General features: G+C 68.1%; 20 protein-coding genes. 12 read left to right on the top strand and 8 right to left on the bottom strand.

All coding sequences use genetic code 11. The annotated features are described in order from the left end of the window. Nucleotides 1-15: 15 nt before the first annotated feature. The 3 genes from G481_RS0104005 to G481_RS0104015 all read right to left on the bottom strand — a co-directional run bounded on the left by G481_RS0104005 (nt 16) and on the right by G481_RS0104015 (nt 4,484). Nucleotides 16-1,401: an FAD-binding oxidoreductase gene (locus G481_RS0104005; protein ID WP_028028868.1), complete on the bottom strand. Its 1,386-nt coding sequence runs from the start codon at nt 1,399-1,401 to the stop codon at nt 16-18. A 12-nt stretch (nt 1,402-1,413) separates the two neighbouring features. After that, nucleotides 1,414-3,270 carry a dihydroxy-acid dehydratase gene (gene ilvD / locus G481_RS0104010; RefSeq protein WP_028028869.1) on the bottom strand — a complete coding sequence of 619 codons (1,857 nt, stop codon included), beginning with the start codon at nt 3,268-3,270 and terminating at the stop codon, nt 1,414-1,416. A 128-nt stretch (nt 3,271-3,398) separates the two neighbouring features. Then, the gene (locus tag G481_RS0104015) at nt 3,399-4,484 is read right to left on the bottom strand and encodes a TRAP transporter substrate-binding protein (protein WP_028028870.1); all 1,086 of its coding nucleotides are present in this window, start codon (nt 4,482-4,484) and stop codon (nt 3,399-3,401) included. Between the two features lie 755 nt (nt 4,485-5,239). Between G481_RS0104015 and G481_RS0104020 the strand changes: the two genes are divergently transcribed. The 6 genes from G481_RS0104020 to G481_RS0104045 all read left to right on the top strand — a co-directional run bounded on the left by G481_RS0104020 (nt 5,240) and on the right by G481_RS0104045 (nt 14,804). Beyond that, nucleotides 5,240-6,388 carry an AAA family ATPase gene (locus tag G481_RS0104020; protein ID WP_028028871.1) on the top strand — a complete coding sequence of 383 codons (1,149 nt, stop codon included), beginning with the start codon at nt 5,240-5,242 and terminating at the stop codon, nt 6,386-6,388. Nucleotides 6,389-6,658: 270 nt separating this feature from the next. After that, on the top strand, nt 6,659-9,988 hold the full coding sequence (locus G481_RS0104025; RefSeq protein WP_028028872.1) for a transglutaminase family protein: 3,330 nt from the start codon (nt 6,659-6,661) through the stop codon (nt 9,986-9,988). A 7-nt stretch (nt 9,989-9,995) separates the two neighbouring features. Continuing rightward, complete coding sequence (locus tag G481_RS0104030) at nt 9,996-12,404, top strand: circularly permuted type 2 ATP-grasp protein (protein ID WP_028028873.1); 2,409 nt, start codon at nt 9,996-9,998, stop codon at nt 12,402-12,404. Further along, nucleotides 12,401-13,285, top strand: a complete 885-nt coding sequence (locus G481_RS0104035; protein WP_028028874.1) for a transglutaminase family protein — start codon at nt 12,401-12,403, stop codon at nt 13,283-13,285. The genes G481_RS0104030 and G481_RS0104035 overlap by 4 nt, the downstream gene beginning before the upstream one ends. A 41-nt stretch (nt 13,286-13,326) precedes the next feature. Next, a complete protein-coding gene (gene fdhD, locus G481_RS0104040; protein ID WP_028028875.1) occupies nt 13,327-14,127 on the top strand; it encodes a formate dehydrogenase accessory sulfurtransferase FdhD in 801 nt (266 codons plus the stop codon). Nucleotides 14,128-14,306: 179 nt separating this feature from the next. Then, nucleotides 14,307-14,804, top strand: a complete 498-nt coding sequence (locus G481_RS0104045; protein WP_028028876.1) for an SAM-dependent methyltransferase — start codon at nt 14,307-14,309, stop codon at nt 14,802-14,804. 32 nt (nt 14,805-14,836) lie between these two features. Here G481_RS0104045 and G481_RS25815 read toward each other — a convergent pair whose 3' ends face one another. Beyond that, nucleotides 14,837-15,028, bottom strand: a complete 192-nt coding sequence (locus G481_RS25815; protein ID WP_154664517.1) for a hypothetical protein — start codon at nt 15,026-15,028, stop codon at nt 14,837-14,839. A gap of 120 nt (nt 15,029-15,148) precedes the next feature. On the opposite strand from G481_RS25815, the gene G481_RS0104055 reads away from it, so the two are divergent. The 5 genes from G481_RS0104055 to G481_RS0104075 all read left to right on the top strand — a co-directional run bounded on the left by G481_RS0104055 (nt 15,149) and on the right by G481_RS0104075 (nt 19,450). Continuing rightward, nucleotides 15,149-15,508: a winged helix-turn-helix domain-containing protein gene (locus G481_RS0104055; RefSeq protein WP_035025053.1), complete on the top strand. Its 360-nt coding sequence runs from the start codon at nt 15,149-15,151 to the stop codon at nt 15,506-15,508. Nucleotides 15,509-15,570: 62 nt separating this feature from the next. Then, entirely contained in the window at nt 15,571-16,341 is a 771-nt protein-coding gene (gene modA, locus G481_RS0104060; protein WP_028028879.1) for a molybdate ABC transporter substrate-binding protein, read from the top strand. Nucleotides 16,342-16,345: 4 nt separating this feature from the next. After that, nucleotides 16,346-17,044: a molybdate ABC transporter permease subunit gene (gene modB / locus G481_RS0104065; RefSeq protein WP_028028880.1), complete on the top strand. Its 699-nt coding sequence runs from the start codon at nt 16,346-16,348 to the stop codon at nt 17,042-17,044. Next, nucleotides 17,041-18,126, top strand: a complete 1,086-nt coding sequence (gene modC, locus G481_RS0104070) for a molybdenum ABC transporter ATP-binding protein (protein WP_028028881.1) — start codon at nt 17,041-17,043, stop codon at nt 18,124-18,126. Before modB ends, modC begins: the two co-directional genes overlap by 4 nt. A gap of 217 nt (nt 18,127-18,343) precedes the next feature. Continuing rightward, nucleotides 18,344-19,450 carry a TRAP transporter substrate-binding protein gene (locus G481_RS0104075; RefSeq protein WP_028028882.1) on the top strand — a complete coding sequence of 369 codons (1,107 nt, stop codon included), beginning with the start codon at nt 18,344-18,346 and terminating at the stop codon, nt 19,448-19,450. Between the two features lie 336 nt (nt 19,451-19,786). Here the strand turns inward: G481_RS0104075 and G481_RS22790 are convergent, their stop codons facing one another. Then, a complete protein-coding gene (locus tag G481_RS22790) occupies nt 19,787-21,523 on the bottom strand; it encodes a TRAP transporter large permease (protein WP_051294291.1) in 1,737 nt (578 codons plus the stop codon). Beyond that, nucleotides 21,520-22,104 (bottom strand): TRAP transporter small permease subunit, encoded by a 585-nt coding sequence (locus tag G481_RS0104085; protein WP_028028883.1) that lies wholly within the window; start codon nt 22,102-22,104, stop codon nt 21,520-21,522. Before G481_RS0104085 ends, G481_RS22790 begins: the two co-directional genes overlap by 4 nt. Nucleotides 22,105-22,594: 490 nt before the next feature. Here G481_RS0104085 and G481_RS0104090 point away from each other — a divergent pair, with 490 nt between their 5' ends. After that, the gene (locus G481_RS0104090) at nt 22,595-23,299 is read left to right on the top strand and encodes a VIT1/CCC1 transporter family protein (RefSeq protein ID WP_028028884.1); all 705 of its coding nucleotides are present in this window, start codon (nt 22,595-22,597) and stop codon (nt 23,297-23,299) included. 266 nt (nt 23,300-23,565) lie between these two features. Here G481_RS0104090 and G481_RS0104095 read toward each other — a convergent pair whose 3' ends face one another. Both G481_RS0104095 and ypfJ read right to left on the bottom strand, forming a co-directional pair. Continuing rightward, nucleotides 23,566-24,024 (bottom strand): phosphatase domain-containing putative toxin, encoded by a 459-nt coding sequence (locus G481_RS0104095; RefSeq protein WP_028028885.1) that lies wholly within the window; start codon nt 24,022-24,024, stop codon nt 23,566-23,568. After that, nucleotides 24,021-24,866, bottom strand: a complete 846-nt coding sequence (ypfJ, locus tag G481_RS0104100) for a KPN_02809 family neutral zinc metallopeptidase (protein ID WP_028028886.1) — start codon at nt 24,864-24,866, stop codon at nt 24,021-24,023. Before ypfJ ends, G481_RS0104095 begins: the two co-directional genes overlap by 4 nt. Nucleotides 24,867-25,070 lie beyond the last annotated feature (204 nt).

The raw sequence follows: 25,070 nt of genomic DNA on the forward strand, positions 1-25,070 counted from the left end.
CGAAGGTCGGAACGCTCAGGCGAAGCCGTGCTTGCCGGGGTTCATGATGTTCAAGGGGTCCAGCGCCTGCTTGATCGCGGCCATGAAGTCGACCGCATCGCCCAGTTCCTTGCGCAGATAGGCCGCCTTGCGCTGGCCGACGCCATGTTCGCCCGTCGAGGTGCCGCCCATGGCAATCGCCCGCGCGACAAGGCGCGAGGTGAAGGCCTCGACCTCGGCCACCTCTGTCGCGCTGCCCGGGTCCAGCGTCAGCAGGACGTGGAAGTTGCCATCGCCGACATGGCCCAGGATCGGCCCGGTCAGGCCATGGTCCTGCAAGTCCTTTTGCGTTTCCACCACGCAATCGGCCAGACGCGAGATCGGCACGCACACATCGGTGGAAAACACCTGCTTGTCCGGCGCGGCGGCGGCGGCGGCCCAATAGGCATCGTGCCGCGCCTGCCACAGCTTGCCGCGCTGCGCAGGATCGGGCGACCAGGCAAAGCCCTGCGCCCCGTTGCCTTCGGCAATGGCGGCAAAGGTGTCGGTCTGGGCCTGAACCTCAGCCGGGCTGCCGTGGAATTCCACGAACAGCGTCGGCACCACCGGCAGGCCCAATTTGGAATAGGCGTTGCAGGCGGCAACCTGCGCCTCGTCCAGCAGTTCCACCCGGGCGATGGGCACGGCGGACTGGATCGTCTCGATCACCGTGGTGCAGGCATCGGCCACGCTGGCAAAGGTGCAGGTGCCCGACCCGATGACCTCGGGGATCGGATACAGCTTCAGCGTGATTTCCGTCAGGATGCCCAGCGTGCCTTCGGCCCCGACCAGAAGCCGCGTCAGGTCATAGCCCGCCGAGGTCTTTTTCGCCCGCTGCGCCGTGCGGATGATCCGGCCATCGGCCATGACGGCCTGCGCGGTCAGCACGTTGTCCTTCATGGTGCCATAGCGCACCGCCGTGGTGCCCGAGGCCCGGGTGGACGCCATGCCGCCGATCGAGGCATTCGCGCCGGGGTCGATCGGAAAGAACAGCCCCGTATCGCGCAAATAGGAATTCAGCGCCTCGCGCGTGATGCCGGGCTGCACCGTGACGGTCATGTCCTCGGGCGAGACGGACACCACCTGATCCATCCCCGACAGGTCGATCGACAGCCCGCCCTGCGGCGCGTTCAGATGCCCCTCGAGCGAGGAACCGGCGCCAAAGGCGATGACCGGCATCCGGTGACGGGCGCAGATGGCGACAGCCTCGGCCACCTCTTCGGCGGTGTCCACCTTCAGCACGGCGTCGGGCAGTTCCGATGCCAGATAGGTCACCGTATGCGTATGGGTGCGACGGCTGCCAAGGCTGCGGTCCAGACGGTTGCCGAAACGGGCCGTCAGGTCGGCACAGGCGCCTTCGATATCGCGGGAGGGCAGGGTCATTCGGGTCTCCGGTCAGGAACGGCGCAGGCGTTCGGCATCGCGCACGGCCCCCTGGGCCGCCGAGGTGACAAAGGCCGCATAGAGGCGCAGCGCCGTGGAAATCACGCGGGGGCGGTCGGTGGCGGGGCGCCAGGCGGCCTCGCCCCTGGCCTCCATCGCGGCGCGGCGGGTGGCCAGCACCTCGGGCGTCAGATCCACGTCGATGCGGCGGTTCGGAATGTCGATGATAATCGGGTCGCCATCCTCGACAAGGCCGATGGTGCCGCCGCTGGCCGCTTCGGGCGAGACATGGCCGATGGACAGGCCCGCACTTCCGCCCGAAAAGCGGCCATCGGTGATCAGCGCAACCGACGTGTCCAGCCTGCGACCCTTGAGGATCGTGGTCAGCTTCAGCATCTCGCGCATCCCCGGCCCGCCGCGCGGACCTTCATAGCGCAGGATGATCGCATCGCCCGGCTGGACGGTGCCATCGACGATGGCCGCTTCGGCGGGGTCTTCGTCATCGAACACCCGCGCGGTGCCGGTGAAGTTCAGGATCGAGGCATCGACCCCGGCCACCTTCACGATGCAGCCATCCTCGGCCAGATTGCCATACAGCACCGCCAGCCCGCCATCTTGCGACCAGGCATGTTCGGCGCTGCGGATGCAGCCCTTTTCAGCATCCACATCCACCGCAGGATAGCGCCGGTTCTGCGAGAACGCCCGCAGCGAGGGGATGCCGCCGGGCGCTGCGCGAAACAGCTCCAGCGCCTCGGGCGTGGGGGTGCGGCGAATGTCCAGCGTGTCGATGGCCTGGCCGACGGTTGCGGCATGAACGGTCCGCGCCTCGCGGTTGACGACGCCCAGGCGGTCCAGCTCGCCCAGCAGGCGCCAGACGCCGCCGGCGCGGTGGACATCCTCCATGTACCAGTCGGCAGACGACGGCGCGACCTTGGCCAGATGCGGGGTCGAGCGCGAGATGCGGTCGATGTCGAGCATGTCAAAGGGCACCTCGCCCTCGCGCGCGGCGGCCAGCAGGTGCAGCACCGTGTTGGTCGACCCGCCCATCGCCACATCCATCCGCATGGCGTTTTCAAAGGCGGCGAAACTGGCGATGGAGCGCGGCAGGACGCTGGTGTCATCGTGGCGGTAATAGCTGTCGCACATCTCGACAATGCGGCGCGCGGCGGTCAGGAACAGCTGTTCGCGGTCGGCATGGGTGGCGACCAGCGTGCCGTTGCCCGGCAGGCCAAGGCCAAGCGCCTCGACCAGGCAGTTCATCGAATTGGCGGTGAACATGCCCGCGCAGCTGCCGCAGGTCGGACAGGCGCTGCGTTCGAACTCGTGCACCTTGTCCGCGCCCGAGGCCGGGTCGCTTTGCACGATATAGGGGTCGATGGCGGACACGCGCCTGGCCTCGTCGCCCCAGGTGACCTTGCCGGCCTCCATCGGGCCGCCGGACACGAAGATCGCCGGAATGTTCAGCCGCATCGCGGCCATCAGCATGCCGGGGGTGATCTTGTCGCAGTTGGAAATGCACACGATGGCATCGGCGCGATGCGCCTCGACCATGTATTCCACGCTGTCGGCGATCAGATCGCGCGAGGGCAGGGAATACAGCATCCCGTCATGGCCCATGGCGATGCCGTCATCGACGGCAATGGTGTTCATTTCCTTGGCGACGCCGCCCATGCGGTGGATTTCATCGGCCACCAGCTTGCCCAGATCGCGCAGATGCACATGGCCGGGCACGAACTGGGTGAAGGAATTGACGACCGCCACGATGGGCTTGCCGAAATCGCCATCGGTCATGCCCGTTGCCCGCCAGAGCGATCGGGCAAAGCTGCGGTCCTTGCCGGCGGTGGTGCGTCTGGAGCGAAGGTCTGGCATGGCGGGTGTCCTGTCGGCGGGCATGGCTGGGCCGGGCACGGCAACAGGGCCGCGCGCTCGGGTGCGATTGTGGCGATGGGGGCATGAGGGGCCGGGGCGCCGCCCAACGGGGCGCCCCGGCCGTCAGGTCACTGGGTCTTGCCGGCGAGGAAGCCGTCGAACGGCAGTTCCGCCAGGCGGTTCCACACGCGCTGCTTTTCGGTATAGGCCGACCACTGGTCATACATCTTCTTGAAGACCGGGTTGGCGGCCGCGTATTCGGCATAGACCTCGCGCGAGGCAGTGTAGCCGGCGTCCAGCACTTCTTGCGGGAACACGCGCAGCTCGGTGCCCTGCGCCACAAGGCGATACAGCGCCTCGGGGTTGTTGGCATCGTATTTGGCCAGGCAGTGGCTCATGGTTTCGGACGACACGGTTTCCAGCGCGGCCTGATAGGCGGGGGGCAGGCTGGCCCACTTGTCCTTGTTGATGTAGAGCGAGGCGTTCGCCGTGCCTTCCCACCAGCCGGGCGCATAGTAGTATTTGGCGACCTTGTAGAAGCCCAGCTTTTCATCGTCATAGGGGCCCGAGAATTCGGCCGCATCCAGCGTGCCGCGCTCCAGCGCCGAATAGATGTCACCGCCCGCGATCTGCTGCGGCACGACGCCAAGACGCGACATGATGGTGCCGCCCATGCCGGCGATGCGCATCTTCAGACCGTTCAGATCGGCCAGCGAGTTGATTTCCTTGCGGTACCAGCCCCCCATCTGCGCGCCGGTATTGCCCGCCGGGATCGCGTGGATGTTGTAGCCACCCAGGAATTCGTTCACCAGCTCGCGCCCGCCGCCGTAATACAGCCAGCCGATATGCTGGCGCGTGTTCAGGCCAAAGGGCAGCGAGGTGTCGAACTGGAAGGCCGGATCCTTGCCGATATAGAAGCTCGACAGCGTATGCGCGCATTCGATGGTGCCTTCCTGCACCGCGTCCAGCGCCTGCAGGCCGCCAACCAGCTCGCCCGCCGCAAAGGGCTGGATGGTGAAGTTGCCATCGGTGATCTCGGCGATGCGCTTCGACAGATGGGTGCTGATGCCATAAAGCGTGTCGAGGCTTTTCGGATAGCTGGACGTCAGGCGCCAGCTGATCTTCGGCATGGATTGCGCTATGGCCGGTGCGGCAACGGTGGTCGCGGCCGCGGCGGCGATCCCCGCCCCCTTGATGAACGAGCGTCTGTGCATGAAGTCCTCCCTCTCCAGTCATTCCTGTGGTGGGTGGTGTTTACTGCGCCGTGCGGGGGAAAGTCACATGGATTATCGCGGACCGGCTGTGCAGGAATTCCCCAACGCGGTGCAGGGTGGGGCGGTTTTCCCGGCGCGCTTGCCCGATCTGCGCGCCGGCGGCCTGCGTCGGCCGCCTCCGGCGGGGGTATTTTCAAAAAGGCAAACAGGCCGCGCGCCTTGCCCTTCATCTTTCTGCAAATACCCATCCTGCAGATCCACAAGGGGTGCGGCCGGGCAGGCGCGGCGGTTGCATCATCTTGCCTGAAATACCCCCGCCGGAGGCGTCCGAGGCAAGCCTCAGGTGCGGCGCTCGGGGGCAGATCGTGCAGTCCCCGCGGCTTGCCGTCGTTTCCGTCATGCGCGGGTCGCTGACGTCGACCGCGCCCGGCACAGCGGCGCCATGACCTGCATCGGGTGGGCCCTTGGCGGCGATGGGCCACCCAATCTTGCACCGGCAGGACAGGGCCGCGGCAGTGTCGGGATGATGATCCGCAGTGTCCTGGCCCGTCCGTGCAGGGTCAGGCCCGTGCGGCTGCCGGGGGCGGCGCGGGGCGGGGGCGGTGTCACAGTGCCGGCATCGGCGCCTGCCCCTTGGGGGATGGGTTGGCCTCTCCCAGCCCGGCGCCTTGGCCGGCCGGCGGGATCGGGGGATCCGCCGCGGCGGGGTTGTGGCAAGGTGAGGCCCGCCATACACCAAGGCAGGAGGTGCGCCGATGATCCTGACCCTTGCCGTTTCGGGCTATCGCTCGCTGCGCGAGATCGTGTTGCCGCTGGATCGGCTGACCGTGATCACGGGCGCGAACGGGACGGGAAAATCCTCGCTGTATCGGGCGTTGCGGTTGCTGGCGGATGTCGCGCAGGGGCGGACCATCGGGGCACTGGCGGCCGAGGGGGGACTTGAGTCCACCCTGTGGGCCGGGCCCGAGACCATCTCGCGCGCGATGCGATCGGGGCAGGTGCCGGTTCAGGGCACCGTGCGGCGGGACCGCGTTGCGCTGCGGCTGGGCTTTGCGGGCGAGGATTATGGCTATGCGGTTGATCTGGGACTGCCGGTCAGCGGCGGCGCCTTTGCGCAGGATCCCGAGATCAAGGCCGAGGCGGTCTGGGTCGGGGAATCGCTGAACCGGCACAATTCCATTGCAGAGCGGGCCGGGGGGCTGGTCAGGGTGCGCTCGGGGCGCGGGGAATGGAGGCCGCTGGTCACCGGGCTTGCGGCCTTTGACAGCATGATGACCCATGCGACCGATCCGTCCCAGGCGCCCGAATTGCTGGCCCTGCGCGAGCGGATGCGGGGCTGGCGGTTCTATGACCATCTGCGCACCGACCGCGATGCCCCGGCGCGCCGTCCGCGCGTGGGCACCCGCACCCCGGCGCTGGCCGGGGACGGGGCCGATCTGGCCGCCGCGATCCAGACCATCCGCGAGATCGGCGATGGTGCCGCCTTTGATGCGGCCATCGAGGATGCCTTTCCCGGCGCACGGGTTGCGGTGGTGCAATCGGGCGGGCTGTTTGCGGTGACCATGCATCAACACGGCCTGCTGCGTCCGCTGGTTGCGGCGGAACTGTCGGATGGCACCTTGCGATTCCTCTTGCTGGCCACCGCCTTGCTGACGCCGCGCCCGCCCGAGGTGATGGTGCTGAACGAGCCCGAGACCAGCCTGCACCCCGACCTGATCGCGCCGCTGGCCCGGCTGATTGCCCGCGCGTCCGGGGCGGGGCAGATCGTGACCGTCTCGCACAGCGCGGCACTGGCGCAGGCCCTGGCGGGGCAGGGCGCGCGGACGCATGAGTTGCGCAAGGAGGTGGGCGAGACGGTGGCCGGGATGGACGATCCCCCGTCGTGGGGTTGGCCAAAGCGATAGGGCGCGTGGTGGCCGCCGCCCTGTGGGGGCGCTGCCCCCTGGCAGCGTCGTGCCCGTGGATCGGGCAGTCCTGCCCCCGGGATATTTGGATCAAGGCGAAACGGGGCGTGATCGTTTGCAATGCGCCCGATCTGGCAGCGTTTTTTGCTTGATTGCCGGTTCTGCGGGCGGATGATGGGCAGCAGGGGTCCTGGAACCCTTGCGGCATCTGTGGCCCTCGGCCGCGCTGCTATCCAAGGTCAATCCGTGACCGAAGCCCGAAAGAGATCCATGTCGATCAAGGCCGCCATCCACCATCTGACGCATTACACATACGACCGTCCGGTCGTCTTGGGCCCGCAGGTCATCCGGCTGCGGCCCGCGCCGCACAGCCGCACGCGGGTCATCAGCCATTCGCTGAAGGTCAGCCCCGGCGGGCATTTCGTGAACCACCAGCAGGACCCATACGGCAACTGGCTGGCGCGCTTTGTCTTTCCCGAGCCGGTGAGCGAATTGAAGATCGAGGTCGATCTGGTCGCGGACATGACGGTCTACAATCCGTTCGACTTCTTCGTCGAGGAATCGGCCGAGGACTGGCCCTTTGACTATCCGCTGGATCTGCTGGACGATCTGTCGATCTATCGCAAGGCCGAGCCGCAGGGGCCTGAATTCGAGGCCTTCATGGCGACGATCCCGCGCGAGCGGGCACGGACGGTGGATTTCGTGGTCGGGCTGAACCGCGATCTGGCAAACAAGATCAAATACCTGATCCGCATGGAACCGGGGGTGCAGACGCCGGATGAAACGCTGGCCAAGGCCTCGGGGTCGTGCCGCGATTCCAGCTGGCTGCTGGTCAATGTGCTGCGTCATCTGGGGTTCGCGGCGCGCTTTGTCTCGGGCTATCTGATCCAGCTGAAACCCGATCTGAAGGCGCTGGACGGGCCATCGGGGACCGAGGTGGATTTCACCGACCTTCATGCCTGGTGCGAGGTTTATCTGCCCGGCGCGGGCTGGATCGGACTGGACCCGACCAGTGGTCTGCTGACCGGCGAAAGCCATATCCCGCTGGCCGCGACACCGCATTACCGCAATGCGGCGCCCATCGCGGGCGGGTTCAGTGCCGTGGGCTCGCCCGAGGTGAGCTTTGATTTCGACATGACGGTGACGCGGGTGGCCGAACATCCGCGCATCACCAAGCCGTTCAGCGATGCGTCCTGGGACGAGCTGAACGCCCTTGGCCGCAAGGTGGACGCGGCCTTGCACGCGGGCGATGTGCGGCTGACCATGGGGGGTGAGCCGACCTTTGTCTCGATCGACGATTTCGAAAGTGCGGAATGGAACACCGCCGCGGTGGGCCCGACCAAGCGGGCGCGCGCCGATGTGCTGATCCGCCGCTTGCGCAACCGTTTCGCGCCGGGGGGCTTTCTGCACTATGGGCAAGGCAAGTGGTATCCGGGCGAGACCCTGCCGCGCTGGACGTTCTCGCTGTATTGGCGGCGCGATGGTCAGCCGGTCTGGCAAAACCCCGATCTGATCGCCGCCGAAGGGGTCAATCAGGGCGCCAGCGCGCTGGATGCACAAGAGCTGCTGCGCGAGATGGCGGCCGAGATGGACCTGCCCGAGGAGAACATCCTGCCCGCCTATGAGGATCCGGCTGAGTGGCTGGTGAAAGAGGCGAAGCTGCCCGACAACGTGACGCCCGAGAATTCCAGGCTGGAAGACCCCGAGGAACGTCACCGCATCGCGGCGGTCTTTGACCGGGGGCTGACGCATCCGGTGGGCTTTGTGTTGCCGGTCCAGCCCTGGATGGGCCGCGACGGGCGGCGCAAGTGGTATTCCGAACGCTGGCGGATGCGGCGGGGGCGGATGTTCCTGGTGCCCGGCGACAGCCCGGTCGGCTATCGCCTGCCGCTGGCCAGCCTGCCCTGGCTGAGCCCGGCGCAATATCCCTATATCAACCCGATGGACCCCACCATCGAGCGGCCCGACCTGCCCGAGCCGCCCGAGGTGGACGGCGCGCGCAAGACACAGCCCATGGCCTCGTTCATTCCGGCGCCGCAGATGTCGGGGTTCGTGCCGCAGACGGTAACCGAGGTTGAAGGGTTCGTGCGCACCGCCCTGACGGTCGAGCCGCGCGAGGGGCGGCTGTGTGTCTTCATGCCGCCGGTGACCATGCTGGAGGATTACCTTGACCTTTTGCATGTGGCGGAATCGGCGGCGGCCCGGCTGGGGCTCAAGGTGCATATCGAGGGCTATCAGCCCCCGCATGATCCGCGCCTCAACGTGATCCGCGTGGCGCCCGATCCGGGCGTGATCGAGGTGAATATCCATCCGGCGCACGACTGGGCCGATTGCGTGGCGATCACGCAGGGGGTTTACGAGGAAGCCCGCCAGAGCCGCCTTGGCGCCGAGAAGTTCATGATCGACGGCAAGCATACCGGCATCGGGGGCGGCAACCATGTGGTGGTGGGGGGCGCCACCACGCTGGACAGCCCCTTCCTGCGCCGGCCCGACCTGCTGAAATCGCTGATCCTGCACTGGAACCGGCATCCCAGCCTGTCCTATCTGTTCTCGGGCCTGTTCATCGGCCCGACCAGTCAGGCGCCGCGCATCGACGAGGCGCGCCATGATGCGCTCTATGAGCTGGAGATCGCGCTGTCGCGCATTCCCGCGCCGGGGCAGGGCGAGGCACCGTTGCCCTGGCTGACCGACCGGCTGCTGCGCAACATGCTGACCGATGTCACCGGCAACACCCACCGGGCCGAGATCTGCATCGACAAGCTGTATTCACCCGACGGACCCACCGGGCGGCTGGGGCTGGTGGAATTCCGCGGCTTCGAGATGCCCCCGGATGCCCGCATGAGCCTTGCCCAGCAACTGCTGCTGCGCGCGCTGATCGCGCGGTTCTGGGCCGCGCCTGCCGAAGGGGAGCTGGTGCGCTGGGGTACGGCGCTGCATGACCGCTTCATGTTGCCGCATTATGTGTGGGAGGATTTCCGCGATGTGCTGGCCGACCTGCGCCAGCACGGGTTCGACCTGAAAGAGGACTGGTTCGTCGCCCAGGGCGAGTTCCGTTTCCCCTTCTGCGGCGAGGTCGACTATGAGGGCGCGCATCTGGAAATCCGCCAGGCGCTGGAGCCCTGGCATGTGCTGGGCGAGACCGGCGCCATCGGGGGCACGGTGCGCTATACCGACAGCTCGACCGAGCGGTTGCAGGCGAAACTGACCACGGCGAACCCGGATCGCTACACCGTCACCTGCAACGGGCGGGAATTGCCGCTGGCCAGGGTGGCGAATGGCGTGTCGGTGGCCGGGGTGCGGTTCAAGGCCTGGCAGCCGGCCAGCGCCATGCACCCCACCGTGCCCGTTCAGGCGCCGCTGACCTTCGACATTTACGATCGCTGGTCGGGCCGGGCGCTGGGCGGCTGTGTCTATCATGTCGCCCATCCGGGGGGGCGGAACTATGACACCTTCCCGGTCAATGGCAACGAGGCCGAGGCCCGGCGGCTGGCGCGGTTCGAGCCGATGGGCCACCGCTCTGGCTGGCATCCCGTCGGGGCGGAACGGCGCCATCCCGAGTTCCCGATGACGCTTGACCTGCGCCGGCCGATCGGCATCTAGTCCGGCGATGGACAGGACGGCACAAGACAAGGCAGGGGGCGGTGCCCCCGTCAGGCGCGATCGCGGCCTGGCGGGCTATCGGCCCTTGCCCGGCGTGCCGGATGAACTGATCGGGCCCGACGGGGCGCTGCGCCCGCTGTGGCGCCCGCTGATCGGCCATGTTCAGGGGCTGAGTGACGATGACCTGACCCGTGCCTTTGGCCGGGCCGACCAGTACCTGCGCGATTCGGGTGTGTTCTATCGCCAGTATGATGCGGGTCAGTCGGTGGAACGGCCCTGGCCACTGGCCCATCTGCCGGTGCTGATCGACGAGGCCGACTGGACGCGCCTTTCGGCCGCGCTGATCCAGCGCGCCGATGTGCTGGAATCCTTGATGGCCGATCTTTACGGCCCCAACCGGCTGGTGGCCGAAGGGCACCTGCCGGCCGCGCTGGTGACGGAAAACCCCGAATGGCTGCGGCCCATGGTGGGTGTGCGGCCACGTTCGGGGCATTACCTGCATTTCGTCGCCTTTGAAATCGGCCGGGGCCCGGATGGCAATTGGTGGGTGCTGGCCGACCGCACCCAGGCGCCCTCGGGCGCGGGCTATGCCCTTGAGGGGCGGGTTGCCACCAGCCGCGCCTTTTCCGATGTGTTCGAAGGGCAGAATGTCCACCGCCTTGCCGGGTTCTTTCGCGATTTCCGCGACACGCTTCTGGCCATGCGCGAGGACCGCGAGGCCAGCGTTGCCATCCTGACGCCGGGGCCGCTGAACGAAACCTATTACGAACAGGCCTGGCTTGCCCGCTATCTGGGCGTCGCGCTGGTGCAGGGCGAGGATCTGGTGGTCGAAAAGGGCCATCTGATGCTGCGCACCGTGTCGGGGCTGCGCCCGGTCGATGTGCTGTGGCGCCGGCTGGATGGCAGCTTTGCCGACCCGCTGGAGCTGGACCCCGCCTCGCGCATCGGCACGCCGGGCATGGTGTCGGCCCTGCGGCAGGGCGGGCTGACCATGGTGAATTCGCTGGGATCCGGCGTGGTCGAGACGCGGGCGCTGATGGCGTTCCTGCCCAAGCTGGCGCCGCATCTGGTGGGGGCGCCGCTGGCCATGCCCAACATCGCCACCTGGTGGTGCGGCGGCGCGGCCGAGCGGGCGGCGGTGCTGGCCGATCCGGGCCGCATGGTGCTGTCGCCCGCGCTTGGCACCGGGCTGCCCTATGACCGGCAGGGCGAGACGGAACTGGCGGCGGGCCTTGGCGCAGGCAAGCTGGCGCAGCGGCTGGGCCGGGATGGCGCGGCGCTGGTCGCGCAAGAGGCGGTGACACTGTCCACCACCCCCGCGCTGGTCGATGGCCGGATCGTGCCGCGCCCGATGAGCTTGCGGGTGTTCCTGGCCCGCACCGCCAGCGGCTGGCAGGTCATGCAGGGCGGCTTTGCCCGCATTGGCGCGGCGGCCGATCCATCGGCGCTGGCGATGCAGCGGGGCGGGGCGGCGGCCGATGTCTGGATCGTCAGCGGCAGCGACGTGCCCGCCATCTCTATGCTGGCGCAGCCCGCAGGGCCCTATCGGCGAATGGCGCCCGGCGCGCTGCCCTCGCGCGCGGCGGACAACCTGTTCTGGCTGGGCCGCTATGTCGAGCGGGTCGAGGGCATCGTGCGCCTGCTGCGGGCGCGCAACATCCGGCTGGTCGAAAGCGGGCGGGCGGCCGGGCCGATGCTGAAGGCGATCGACCCGATTGCCGAAAGCTATGGGCTTGATCCGGCGCAGGGCATTCCCGACGGTCTGATCGACACGCTGGCCGCCGCGATTGCCAGCGCCGGGCAGATCCGCGACCGTTTCTCGCCCGATGGCTGGTCGGCGCTGGCCGATCTGGACAAGACCGCCCGCCGCATGGCCACCCGCGTGACGCCTGGCGACGATGCCGCACGGGCGCTGTCGGCGCTGCTGCGCAAGCTGGCCGGGTTCTCGGGTCTGGTGAACGAGAACATGTATCGCTTTCTGGGCTGGCGCTTCCTGACCATCGGGCGTCAGCACGAACGGGCGATGGCGATGACGGGCCTTTTGGCGGCGCTGGCCGATGCCGGGGCACCCGCCGGGGCGCTGGATCTGTGCGTGGAACTGGGCGACAGCGTGCTGACCCACCGGCGCCGGTTCACCATGGGCACCAGCCGCGAGACGGTGATCGACCTTCTGGCGCTGGATCCGATGAACCCGCGCTCGATCCGTCACCAGCTGGACGGGATGATGGCACAGGTCAACATGCTGCCCGGCGCCTCGGAGTATGGACAGCTGTCGGACCTTGGCCGCGCGATGCTGCGCTGTCAGACCGAAGTGGCGACCGAAACGCCCGAGACCCTGACCACCGAGGTGCTGGACGCCTTGCGCGGCCGGATTGCCGTGCTGTCCGATCTGCTGACAGGGGCCTATCTGCGGTGACGCTTTATGCGCTGCGCCTTGCGATCCATTACGACTTTGCCCGCCCGACCGGGGCCGGGCGCCAGCTGTTCCGCATCCTTCCGGCCGAGACGCCGGGGGTGCAACGGCTGATCCAGTCGCGCGTCATCCTGGCGCCCGCCCCGGCCGAGCGACTGGAGTTTACCGACTTCTTCGGCACCCGCGTGATCGAGGTGGCGATGCCGCCCGGCCTGACCCGGCTGGATCTGGTGCTGGAGGCCGAGGTCGAGCGGGCACGGGCCGAGCCCGAACTGGACATGTCACCAAGGGTCGCGGCCCTGGCCGCCGAACTGGCGGACTGGCGCGATATCGGCCCGGCCTCGCCCCATCACTTCCGCGCGCCCTCGCGCCGGATCCCGCCGATGGCTGCGGTGGCGAGCTTTGCTGCGGCGGCGACCAGGGGGGCGCGCACGGTGCAAGAGGCGGTCATCGCCCTGGGCGAGGCGCTGCACGACCACATGACCTTTGATGCCAAGGCGACCGAGGTGGATACCTCGCCTGCCCATGCCTTTGCGCTGCGGCGCGGGGTCTGCCAGGATTTCGCGCAGATCATGGTGGGGGGGCTGCGGTCGCTGGGCATTCCGGCGGCCTATGTCGCGGGCTATCTGCGCACCCGGCCCCCGCCTGGCAAGCCGCGGCTGGTCGGGGCCGATGCGATGCACGCCTGGGTGCGCGCCTGGGCAGGAGCCAAGGCGGGCTGGATCGACTATGACCCCACCAATGCCTGCCGGGCCGGGGCCGATCATATCGACGTGGGCTTCGGGCGCGATTACGGCGATGTGGCGCCGGTGACGGGGATGCTGCGGCTCGATGGCTCGCAGGCCGGATCGCACAGCGTGGATATTGTCGAAAGCGTCGGCTGAGCCGCTTGCGGCGGTATGGGCCGCTGCGGCACAGTGGCCGCATGGACTGGACCCCGACCCGCAACCTGACCGGCCTTGCCCTGCACCCTGACGGGGATGCGGCAGGCGGTCGCCTGCTGGCCGAAGAGGCGCCGGTTGCCGTGGTCTGCAATGGAACCAGCCTTGCGGTGATGATGGCGACACCGGCCGACCTTGCCGATTTCGCGCTGGGGTTCGCGCTGACCGAGGGGATCGTTCAGGGCCCGTCCGACGTCCTGGACTTCGAGGAGGTCGCCCAGGCCACAGGGATCGAGGCGCGGCTGTGGATCGCGGCGCCGCGCGCCGAGGCGCTGGCGCGGCGGCGGCGCTTCATGGCCGGGCCGGTCGGCTGCGGGCTGTGCGGGATCGACAGTCTGGATCAGGCGATGCGCCCCTTGCCGCAGCTGCGCGCGGAACTGAATCTGTCAGGCGCCGAGGTGCTGGCCGCGCCCGCGATGCTGCGCGCGGCCCAGCCGCTTTACGGGCTGACGCGGGCCACCCATGCGGCGGGGTTTCTGGTGCCGGGCCGCGGGATCGTGCTCTTGCGCGAGGATGTCGGGCGGCACAATGCGCTGGACAAGCTGATCGGCGCGCTGCTGCGGCAGGGGATCGCGCCCGCCTCGGGGGCGGTGGTGATGACCAGCCGGGTCTCGGTCGAGCTGGTGCAGAAATGCGCGCTGGCCGGGTGCCCTGCGCTGATCGCGGTTTCGGCGCCGACGGCCCATGCGGTGCGGCTGGCCGAGGCGGCCGGGATCACGCTGGTCGCGCAGGTGCTCGATGGTGGCGGCGTGGTCATGGCGCATCCGGGGCGCATCGCTGGCTAGGTCGCTTGGGCGGCTGGCGGGGGCAGGGGCCTTCAGCCCCTCTTGGCCGTGCCGGCCAATTCACCCCGAGGATATTTAGGGACAGATGAAAGGGCGGCGGCTGCGCGGGGCGGTGTCCGCGCAGCTCTTGTCGGGCGCGGCGGGGCGGGGCAGGATTGCCCGGATGAGGAGGGGGCGGCATGGACCATTCGGCGATCCGGGACGGCGAGGAGCGGTTGGGGCTGGACCCCGCGCTGGCCGATGATGCGCGGCTGGCCTTTGTCGGGCGCATCGTCTCGCCCTGGCAGCGCGGGGATTGCCCGAAGAACCTGCGCGAGGCGCGGGCGCGGGGCGGGCGGTTCGGCGTCAGTGTCGATGCCCCCTATCGCGCGGCGCTGCGAGGTCTTGGGCCGGGGGACGGGGTGATCGTGCTTTACTGGATGGCCGGGGCGCGGCGTGATCTGGCGGTGCAGGCGCCTGCGCACCGCGATGCGCCGGTGGGCACCTTTGCCCTGCGATCGCCCGCGCGGCCCAATCCGGTTGCGCTGGCGGTGGTGCGTCTGCTGGCGATCGACATTCAGGCGGGCTGGCTGGAACTGGATGCGATCGACGCCTTCGACGGCACGCCGGTGCTGGACATCAAGCCCTGGCTGCCCAGTGTCGATATCCTGCCCGAGGCGCAGGGCGGCCCGAGGTGACAGGCCGGCTGCCCAGCGGTGTCTTGCCAGGGTCAGTCGGCAAGGCGCCACGGGATCGGGCGATCGTCCTGGGGCCGCCCGCGCTGATCCGCCCCAGCCCCGCCAAACAGCCCGAGGAGCACCAGCACGACAGCCACAAGGGTGCGCAGGCGGGGATTGTGGTCACCCTTGGCCGAGAGGGGGCGGGCGATGCGGCAAGCGGGCAGGGGAGCGCGATGGGGCATGTCGGAATCGTTATGTTTTGACAAACATAACGAATTGCGGGATCCGCGTCCATCCGCTTTGCGCTTGATCCTGCGCGCCGGGGCGTGAAGATTTGGCCAAACAACCGAAAGTGTTCTGGCATGGCCCGACTTCAGCTGCGTCTCATGTTCGATACGGTCCAGATGGGGCCGGGCAAGGCCGAACTGATGGAACATATCCGCGAGACAGGCTCGATCTCGGCGGCCGGGCGGCGGATGGACATGAGCTACAAGCGCGCCTGGACCCTGATCGAAGAGCTGAACACCGCCTTTGCCCAGCCGCTGGTGCAGTCCAGCCGGGGCGGGGCAGGCGGGGGCGGGGCGCAACTGACCGAGGCCGGGGCCGAGGTGCTGCGCCTGTTCCGCCAGATCGAGGCCGAGCTGGCCGAGGTTGCCGCGCCGCATGTCGGGGCGCTGGAGGCGCTGTTGCGCCCGGCTGGCGATATTCCCGATCGGAAATAGCGCTTGCACGTCAGGGGGGCATGTGGTGATATGTTCGGCGAAACATATCGACTGGAGGCCCCATGACCGCTGCTGTCCGACTGCGCCGCATTGCTCTTGCCCTGACGCTATGTGCCGGCACTGCGCTGCCTGCGGCCGCCGAGGAGGTCGTGGTCTTTGCCGCCGCCTCGATGAAGACCGCGCTGGACCGGATCGCGGCCGACTTCACGGCGGCCACAGGGCACAGGGTGACGATCAGCTATGCCGGATCGAATGTGCTGGCCAAGCAGATCATCGAAGGCGGGCCGGCGGATATCTTCATCTCGGCCAATGTCCGGTGGATGGACGAGGTGGGCAAGCAAGGTCTGATCGCTGAAGGGATGCGGGCGGATCTGCTGGGCAATCGGCTGGTGCTGATCGGGCATGGCGACGCGCCGGATGTGCAGATCGGGCCGGATCTGGATCTGGCCGGGCTGCTGGGGGACGGCAAGCTGGCCATGGCCCTGGTCGATGCCGTGCCGGCGGGGCAATATGGCAAGGCTGCGCTGACCGCGCTGGGGCTGTGGGACGGGGTGGCCGCGCAGGTCGCGCAGGCCGACAACGTGCGCGCGGCGCTGGCGTTGGTCGCGGCGGGCGAGGCGCCCCTGGGGATCGTCTATGCGACCGATGCGGCGGCCGACAGCCATGTCCGCATCATCGGCACCTTTCCCGAAGGCAGCTATCCGGCGATCATCTATCCGGCCGCGCTGCTGGCCGGGGCACAGGATGCGGCGGACAAGGCGTTCTATGAGGCATTGTCCTCGGACGCGGCGGATGCCACCTTTGCCGCCGAAGGTTTTGCCATTCTGAACTGAGCGCATGAGCGACTGGCTGTCCCCCGATGAATGGCGTGCGCTGGCGCTGTCCCTGCGCGTGTCGTTCTGGGCGATGCTGGTCAGCTTGCCCTTTGGCATTCTGGTGGCCTATGCGCTGGCGCGCTGGCGCTTTCCGGGGCGGCAGCTGCTGAACGGCCTTGTGCATCTGCCGCTGATCCTGCCGCCGGTCGTCACGGGCTATCTGCTGCTGATCACCTTTGGCCGGCGGGGCCTTGTCGGGCAATGGCTGGACGACTGGTTCGGCATCGTTCTGGCCTTTCGCTGGACGGGGGCGGCGCTGGCGGCGGGGATCATGGCCTTTCCGCTGATGGTGCGCGCGATCCGGCTGGCGATCGAGGCGGTGGATCCGCGGCTGGAACAGGCGGCGGCGACGCTGGGGGCCTCGCGCCCCTGGGTGTTCCTGACGGTGACCTTGCCGATGATCCTGCCCGGCGTGGTGGCGGGGGCGATCCTGGCCTTTGCCAAGGCGATGGGCGAATTCGGCGCGACCATCACCTTTGTGTCGAACATTCCCGGCCAGACCCAGACCCTGCCATCGGCGATCTACAGCTATCTTCAGGTGCCGGGGGGCGAGGCGAATGCCGCGCGGCTGGTCTGGGTGGCGATTGCCGTGGCGATGGCGGCCTTGCTGCTGTCCGAATGGGTGGGCCGGGCGGTGGCGCGGCGGATCGGGGGCGGCTGATGCTGGAGATTGCCTTGCGCCACCGCTTTGCCGGCTTCGATCTGGACGTGGCGTTTCGCGCCCCGCCAGGGCTGACGGCGCTGTTCGGGCGCTCGGGGTCGGGCAAGACCACGATCGTCAATGCGGTCGCGGGGCTTTTGCGCCCCGATCAGGGGCGCATCCTTGCGGATGGGGCGGTGCTGCTGGATACCGGCGCGGGGGTCTGTGTCCCGCCGCATCGGCGCCGGGTGGGCTATGTGTTCCAGGATGCCCGGCTGTTCCCGCATCTGACCGTGCGGCAGAACCTGATGTATGGCCGCTGGTTCGCGCCGCGCGGGCCGGGGGCGGACCTTGGCCAGATCGTCGAGATGCTGGGGATCGGCCCGCTGCTGGGCCGGCGCCCCGGCGCGCTGTCGGGCGGGGAAAGGCAGCGGGTGGCGCTGGGGCGGGCGATCCTGTCGAACCCGCGCCTTTTGCTGATGGACGAGCCGCTTGCCGCGCTGGACGAGGCGCGCAAGGCCGAGATCCTGCCCTATCTGGAACGGCTGCGGGACGAGCTGCGCCTGCCGATCCTCTATGTCAGCCATTCGGCGGCCGAGGTCGCGCGGCTGGCCACCACCGTGGTGCTGATCGGCGCCGGGCGGGTGCAGGCCAGCGGCCCGGCCGGGGCGATCCTGTCGGACCCGGCCATGGCCCCGGCCTTTGGGCTGCGCGAGGCGGGGGCGATCCTGACAGCGCGGATCGCGGCGCAGGAAGATGACGGGCTGAGCCGGCTGGACACGGGCGCAGGGCCGCTCTGGCTGCCGCGCGTGGCGGGGGGGCCGGGCACCCTGGTGCGGCTGCGGATCCTTGCGCAGGATGTGCTGCTGGCAACCGTGCGGCCCGAGGGGATTTCAGCGCTGAACATCCTGCCCGTGACGGTGCGCGAGATCCGCACGGGCGAGGGGCCGGGGGCGCTGGTCGCGCTTGTGGCGGGCGATGACGTGATTCTGGCGCGCATCACCCGCCGGTCGGCCGAACGGCTTCAGTTGACGCAAGGGCAGTCGATCCATGCCGTGCTGAAAGCCGTCGCCGTCGCGCCCGCAGATGTCGGCCGCGGATGATCACGGGGCGGGCAATTGCCGACCGATCAGGCAGAAATCCGCAGGGCCTGCGGCATCTGGTCGCCATTTTTTGCCGGTTTGTCAGGATCTTGGCAAAGGCGCGGATGGGTGGCTGGACAGGGGCCGCTTGGCGTGTAAACTGTCGCCGCAGTGCTGCCGCTCAAGGTACGGAAAGTGCCAGGGCAGCCCAGCAATAACTGTGAAAGGGGAGGAATCCTTGGATCGTCGTTCATTCCTGACCAAGGCCGGCGTTGCCGGTGTTGGGGCCGCCTCTGCGGCAACTCTGGCCGCTCCGGCCATCGCGCAGTCGATGCCCAAAATCAACTGGCGCCTGACCTCGTCGTTCCCGAAATCGCTGGACACGATCTATGGCGGGGCCGAGGTTCTGTCCAAGCGCCTGTCCGAGGCGACGGACGGCAATTTCACCCTGCAGGTCTTTGCGGCCGGTGAAATCGTGGGCGGCCTGCAGGCAGCCGACGCCGTTTCGGACGGTGTCGTCGAGGCGGCGCATACCGTCGGTTACTACTACTTCGGCAAGGATCCGACCTGGGCGCTGCCGGCAGCCGTGCCGTTCTCGCTCTCGGCGCGGGGCACCAATGCCTGGCACTATCATGGCGGCGGGATCGACCTTTACAACGAATTCCTGGCCGACAAGAACCTCTTTGCGCTGCCGGGTGGCAACACCGGCACCCAGATGGGCGGCTGGTTCCGCAAGGAAATCAACACCGTCGAAGACCTCAAGGGCCTGAAGTTCCGCGTGGGCGGCTTTGCCGGCAAGGTCATGGAGCGTCTGGGCGTCGTGCCGCAGCAGATCGCGGGTGGCGACATCTACCCGTCGCTGGAAAAAGGCACCATCGACGGCGCCGAATGGGTCGGCCCCTATGACGACGAGAAGCTGGGCTTCTTCAAGGTCGCGCCCTACTACTACTATCCCGGCTGGTGGGAAGGTGGCCCGACCGTCCACTTCATGTTCGGCAAGAAAGCCTATGAGGAACTGCCGAAGTCGTATCAGTCTCTGCTGCGCTCGCTCTGCCAGGGTGTCGATGCCGACATGCTGCAGAAATACGACTACAAGAACCCCACCGCGATCAAGTCGCTGGTGGCTCAGGGCACCCAGCTGCGCCCCTTCACCCCGGAAGTCCTCGACGCCTGCTTCAAGGCCGCCAACGAGGTTTACGCCGAGATGTCGGCCAACAACCCGGCCTTCAAGAAAATCTGGGAATCCATCAAGGCTTTCCGCTCCGAGAACTATACCTGGGCGCAGATCGCCGAATACAACTACGACACCTTCATGATGATGAAGCAGAACTCGGGCGAGCTGTAATCCGGCCAGCCACGGTTTTCGAAAGGCCCCGGTGCAAGCCGGGGCCTTTTGCATGTGAGCTGGATGGGCCGGGCGCTTGATTGCGGGAAGGTGGAGGCGGCGGGGCAAGGGGGGCCAGCCCCCCTGTCTGCGCCGCGCCTTTGGTGCTGTAGCACCTGCCCCCCGGGGTATTTGTCAAAAGGCAAAGATCAACGGGGGGCGGGCCGCGCGCTGTTTTCGCCTTGATGAAAATATCCCCGCCGGAGGCATCCGTCAGCTGCCGCCTGGCGCCGCCATGGGGCAAAGGAAAACGGCCCCCGTTCAGGGGGCCGTTTCCATCTTGTGCCTTTGGGGCGATCAGGGCTTGGGCGGCTGCAATCCGCCCGGGGTGCCAAGCCCGCCAGGCGCGCCAAGGCCCCCCGGCTTGCCAAGCCCGCCCGGCATACCCAGACCGCCCGGGGCGCCAAGGCCACCGAGGCCCGGCATCTGCGGCAAGGTGATGGTGACGTTCTTGGTGTCCACCGGCGGGCCCTTGTAATGCATCACCATCTGCGGGAAGCCGATCACCACCCCGATCATCGCCAGCTGGATGAACAGGAACGGCACGGCGCCCAGATAGATCTGCATCGTCGTCACCGGCGCGATGGTGCGGCCGGTGATCCGGTCGACATAGGCATTGCGCGGCGCGACCGAGCGCAGGAAGTGCAGCGCAAAGCCAAAGGGCGGGTGCATGAACGAGGTCTGCATGTTCACCGCCAGGATCACCCCGAACCAGATCAGGTCGATCCCCAGCGCCTGTGCCGGGGCAACCAACAGCGGGACGATGATGAAGGCCAGCTCGAAGTAGTCGAGGAAGAACGCCAGGAAGAACACCAGCAGCGAGACGACCAGCAGGAAGCCCAGCTCGCCCCCCGGCAGCGAGACCAGCAGATGTTCCACCCACAGGTGCCCGTTCACGCCATAGAAGGTCAGCGAGAAGACGCGCGCACCGATCAGGATGAACATCACGAAGGCCGACAGCCGGGTCGTCGAGGCGACCGCCGCCGTGATCACCGACAGGTTCAGCCGCCGTTTCGCCGCCGCCAGGATCAGCGCGCCGACCGCGCCCATGGCTCCGCCTTCGGTGGGCGTGGCGATGCCAAGGAAGATCGTGCCCAGCACCAGGAACACCAGCGCCAGCGGCGGGATCAGCACGATCACGACCTGTTGGGCCAGGCGGCTCATCAGGTTGATCTTCAGCGTCTTGTCCAGCAGGGCATAGACGTAGACGATGATCACGCCGGCGGCAAAGCCCATCATGTCGGCATTGTTCGCACCGTATTTCGCCGCGAACCAGTGATGCGAGCCCCAGGTGATCGCCCCGCAGGCCGCCAGGGCGACCAGCAGCGACGTGACACCCGAGCCAAGCGTGCGCGCCTCGAGCGGCAGGGCTGGCAGCTTCTTGGGCTGGATCATCGAGATGACGAAGATGTAGCCCATGTAGATCGCCGTCAGCACAAGGCCGGGGATCAGCGCGCCCTTGTACATGTCGCCCACCGACCGGCCCAGCTGGTCGGCCAGCACGATCAGCACCAGAGACGGCGGCACGATCTGCGCCAGCGTCCCCGAGGCCGCAATGGCCCCCGCCGCGATCGAGCGGTCATAGCCATAGCGCAGCATGATCGGCAGCGAGATCAGCCCCATCGCGATCACCGAGGCCGCAACGACCCCCGTGGTAGCCGCCAGCAGCGCGCCGACCAGGATCACCGCATAGGCAAGGCCCCCGCGCACCGGGCCGAACAGCTGGCCGATGGTGTCCAGCAGATCCTCGGCCATGCCGGAGCGTTCCAGGATCACCCCCATGAAGGTGAAGAAGGGAATGGCCAGCAATGTCTCGTTCGACAGCACCCCCCAGAAGCGGTCGGGCAGGGCGGCCAGCAGCGGCCAGGACAGGTTGATCGACCCGTTCGACAGCGGGGCCAGTTCCACCCCGATGAAGAAGAACAAAAGGCCATGGGCCGCCAGCGAAAACGCCACCGGATAGCCCAGCAGCAGCACGACGATGAGCGAGGCGAACATGATGGGCGCCATGTTCAGCGCGATGAATTCCATCATTTCTTCATCTCTCCCATCAGCAGCTCGGCTTCGGTCGTCGCCGCGTCATGCGAGGACTGGAAGGGGTTCGGATCCTCGATGTCGCCGCGCATCACCGCGATCTTCTTGATGATTTCCGAGATCGCCTGGATCGTCAGCAGGATGAAGCCGACCAGCAGCAGCGCCTTGGCCGGCCAGATGATCAGCCCGCCCGCGTTCGAGGACATCTCGCCCGAGATCACCGATTTCATCGTATAGGGCCACAGGTAGTAGACCATCAGCACGCTGAAGGGCAGCAGGAACAGCAGATGGCCAAGCAGGTCGATCCAGTGCTGCACCCGGCGGCCGAACAGGCCATAGACGATGTCGATGCGGATATGTTCGTTCTGTTTCAGCGTATAGGCAGCGGCCAGCAGGAACGAGGCGCCGAACAGATACCACTGCGCCTCCAGCCAGGCGTTCGATGACGTGCTGAAAATCTTGCGAACCAGGGCGTTCGCCGCGCTTATGAGGATCGCCACAAGGATCGCCCACATGACGACCTTGCCGAAAAGCTCGTTCACGCGGTCGATGCCCCTGGACAAAGCCAAGAGAGCATTCATTTGCGGATTTCTCCCCCTTCGTCTTGGTTTTCTTCGGTTTTGGATTGGCCCGGAGCCCCGGCTCCGGGCCTGCCCCCTATGCCTGCGCGAGGGTCCATATGTCAATGTCTGCTGGGGTCGGCAGGGCGGCGGGCAGTGTCTGCCCATGCGGGGGCGGCGCGCGCGGGGGGGGCGCGCGATGGTTGCCTGCAAGCTGGGCACAGGCCCAAGGAACGGGCATGATCGGACCTGCCGGGGTCGCGTGCGCCGGCCTTTGGCGCCTGTCTGGGGGCGCGGGACATCGAACCGCGGCCCGCGCCCGGTGCTGGCGCCAGATCCCCCGCGCAGCAGCCAGGCCATCACAATCTTGCGAGGCGGGCGTGAGTGTTACACTGCGTCCCGTGCCCGCCGACCCCCCGGGCGCTTGCAGGAAATCTTTCGAATTCCGCCGATTGCAATGTTCCCGCAAGGTTGGTCTGCTTGACCGGCCGCGCAAGCACGAGAGGGTTTCATGCTCGACTATCAATCCGCGCACGAGGAAGTGCATTTCATCAACCGATCCGGCTGGCTGCGCGCCGCAGTCCTGGGGGCGAATGACGGCATCGTCTCGGTCTCGTCGCTGATCGTCGGGGTGGCGGCGGCCAATCCGGGGCCGACGGCAATTCTGGTGGCCGGGGCGGCAGGTCTGGCGGCCGGCGCCATGTCGATGGCGGCCGGTGAATATGTTTCGGTCAGTTCGCAATCCGACATCGAGCGCGCGGACATCGAACGTGAACGGCAGGCCCTGATCGACACCCCCGAGGCCGAGGAAGCAGAGCTTGCCTCGATCTATGAGGCGCGCGGGCTGTCGCCGGCCACCGCCGCACTTGTGGCGCGCGAGCTGAGCGAGCGCGATGCCCTGGGCGCCCATGTGCGCGATGAGCTGGGCCTGTCCGAAATCCATGCCGCGAACCCGTTGCAGGCGGCACTGGCCTCGGGGCTGACCTTCACGCTGGCAGCTGCGGTCCCGCTGATCGCCGCGGTGCTGGCCCCGGCAGGGCAGGTGATCCCGGTGGTCGTGGTGGCCACGCTGCTGTGCCTTGGCGCGCTTGGGGCCATTGGCGCCCATGCGGGCGGCGCGCCGCGTCTGCCGGCAACGCTGCGTGTGCTGTTCTGGGGGGCGGCCGCCATGGCCATTACCGCAGGCGTCGGCCGGGTGTTCGGCGTCGCGGTCTAGGACCCCCAGGCGCGGGGTCGCGCCTTTGCGCGCGGCCCCGCGTTCGCGGTCTGCGGCGGCAGGGGGAACGCATCGCCTGCGGCGGTCTACTGTCGCGCGCTTGCGCCGCGACCGCCCGGGGCCGAAGCGGTGTTCGCCTGCAGCGCCAGGCCCGGCCCCGACCAAGGCCGCAACCCCAGGCAGGACCGGCGCATGGCCCCGCCTTGCAAGACGCGGCCAACATCCTTGCCGCGCCAGCCTCGCGCGCGCACATGCGGGGCTGCGCTCTAACCCCGCGCGGCCCAGTCATATTGCGCGGGCGTCTCGACCGCGCAGGGCCGCACGGCGCGCAGCCGCTCCAGCGCCGGGCCGGGTGCCTCGCCCGCCAGCACCATCAGCCGCAGCGCGATCATCCCCGAGCGCCCGCAGCCGCCCATGCAATGCAGCGCGATGCGCTGACCCTGCGCCAGCCGGTCCGTCAACCCGCGCACCACCGCTTCGGCGCTGCCGTCCGGTATGCCGAAATCCGGGATTGGAAGATGTCGCCAGCCGATCCCCGCCGCCAGCAGCGCCCCCGGCAGATCGCCCGTGACCATCTCGGCCGCTTCGGTCAGGCTGACCAGCAGATCCGCCCGCCACCGCACAAGGCCCGCCACATCCGCCGCAAGATCCCCGCCCCGCCCCGGCAAGGGCGAAAGCGAAATCCACCCCGCGCCCACCTGTATCTCGGCCGCCGGATAGCTCATGGCCGGTGCGTCCCGAAGGTATCGCAAGCCTCCATGCGCCCCTGTTCATAGCCCGTGGTGAACCAGCGCACCCGCTGGGCCGAGCTGCCATGGCTGAACGTATGCGGCCGCGGCACCTTCCCGGCGCGCCGTTGCAGCGTATCGTCGCCAATCTGCCGTGCAGCGTTGATCGCCTGTTCGACATCGCCGGGTTTCAGCAAGGCATTCACGCTTTCCGCCCAGACCCCGGCCAGACAATCGGCCTGCAATTCGATCCGCACGGAAACGGCATTGGCCTCGGCCGGCACCATCCGCGCCCGCGCCGCATTGGCCTTGCCCAGAATGCCCAGCTCGTCCTGCACATGATGGGCCACCTCATGCGCGATCACATAGGCCGCTGCAATCTCGCCCGGCGCGCCCAGCTGGCGCGACAGGGTCGCGAAGAATTCGGTATCCAGATAAATCTTGCGATCGCCCGGGCAATAGAACGGCCCCGTCGCCCCGGAGGCATTGCCGCAAGGGCTTTGCGTCACGCCCGAATACAGCACCAGAACCGGCGGCGCATAGCGCGCCCCCAATTCGTTGCGGAACCGCTCGGCCCAGACATCCTCTGTGGTGCCCAGCACCTGGCTGACCCAGACGCCGGCCTGCTGCTCGTCCGGCGTCAGCGCCCGGCGCTCGCCTGGCGCGCCGCCCTGCTCCAGCCCCTGAAGCAGCGGGGTCACGTCGATGCCGGTGAAATAGCCGATCGCAAGCACCGCCAGCAGCGCAAGGCCAGAGATACCCCCTATCCCCGGACCACCCCGGCCCGAACCGCGCCGATCCTCGACATTGCGGCTTTGCCGCTGGCCCCCGAACCGCATGACACCCTCCAACCCTTGCAGGCCCAGACTACTTCCCGCCTGTCCCGATGCCAACGGCAAGCCGGCGCGCCGGTTCCCAGGGTGCAAGGCCTGTCTGGCATCACCTTCCCCAAATACCCCGGGGGGTCCGGGGGGCAGCGCCCCCCGGCCTGGCCCAAAGCCCTGTGCGGCCCGGAACGGGCCGCGCCGGGCTGCGGGAGCTCG

Source organism: Gemmobacter nectariphilus DSM 15620 (genome assembly GCF_000429765.1).
GTDB classification, from domain to species: Bacteria; Pseudomonadota; Alphaproteobacteria; order Rhodobacterales; family Rhodobacteraceae; genus Wagnerdoeblera; species Wagnerdoeblera nectariphila.

Coding starts and splice junctions, on each gene's coding strand:
- G481_RS0104005 (WP_028028868.1), bottom strand. CDS start 1,401: ATGACCCTGCCCTCCCGCGATATCGAAGGCGCCTGTGCCGACCTGACG.
- ilvD (WP_028028869.1), bottom strand. CDS start 3,270: ATGCCAGACCTTCGCTCCAGACGCACCACCGCCGGCAAGGACCGCAGC.
- G481_RS0104015 (WP_028028870.1), bottom strand. CDS start 4,484: ATGCACAGACGCTCGTTCATCAAGGGGGCGGGGATCGCCGCCGCGGCC.
- G481_RS0104020 (WP_028028871.1), top strand. CDS start 5,240: ATGATCCTGACCCTTGCCGTTTCGGGCTATCGCTCGCTGCGCGAGATC.
- G481_RS0104025 (WP_028028872.1), top strand. CDS start 6,659: ATGTCGATCAAGGCCGCCATCCACCATCTGACGCATTACACATACGAC.
- G481_RS0104030 (WP_028028873.1), top strand. CDS start 9,996: ATGGACAGGACGGCACAAGACAAGGCAGGGGGCGGTGCCCCCGTCAGG.
- fdhD (WP_028028875.1), top strand. CDS start 13,327: ATGGACTGGACCCCGACCCGCAACCTGACCGGCCTTGCCCTGCACCCT.
- G481_RS0104045 (WP_028028876.1), top strand. CDS start 14,307: ATGGACCATTCGGCGATCCGGGACGGCGAGGAGCGGTTGGGGCTGGAC.
- G481_RS25815 (WP_154664517.1), bottom strand. CDS start 15,028: ATGCCCCATCGCGCTCCCCTGCCCGCTTGCCGCATCGCCCGCCCCCTC.
- G481_RS0104055 (WP_035025053.1), top strand. CDS start 15,149: ATGGCCCGACTTCAGCTGCGTCTCATGTTCGATACGGTCCAGATGGGG.
- modA (WP_028028879.1), top strand. CDS start 15,571: ATGACCGCTGCTGTCCGACTGCGCCGCATTGCTCTTGCCCTGACGCTA.
- modB (WP_028028880.1), top strand. CDS start 16,346: ATGAGCGACTGGCTGTCCCCCGATGAATGGCGTGCGCTGGCGCTGTCC.
- G481_RS22790 (WP_051294291.1), bottom strand. CDS start 21,523: ATGATGGAATTCATCGCGCTGAACATGGCGCCCATCATGTTCGCCTCG.
- G481_RS0104085 (WP_028028883.1), bottom strand. CDS start 22,104: ATGAATGCTCTCTTGGCTTTGTCCAGGGGCATCGACCGCGTGAACGAG.
- G481_RS0104090 (WP_028028884.1), top strand. CDS start 22,595: ATGCTCGACTATCAATCCGCGCACGAGGAAGTGCATTTCATCAACCGA.
- G481_RS0104095 (WP_028028885.1), bottom strand. CDS start 24,024: ATGAGCTATCCGGCGGCCGAGATACAGGTGGGCGCGGGGTGGATTTCG.
- ypfJ (WP_028028886.1), bottom strand. CDS start 24,866: ATGCGGTTCGGGGGCCAGCGGCAAAGCCGCAATGTCGAGGATCGGCGC.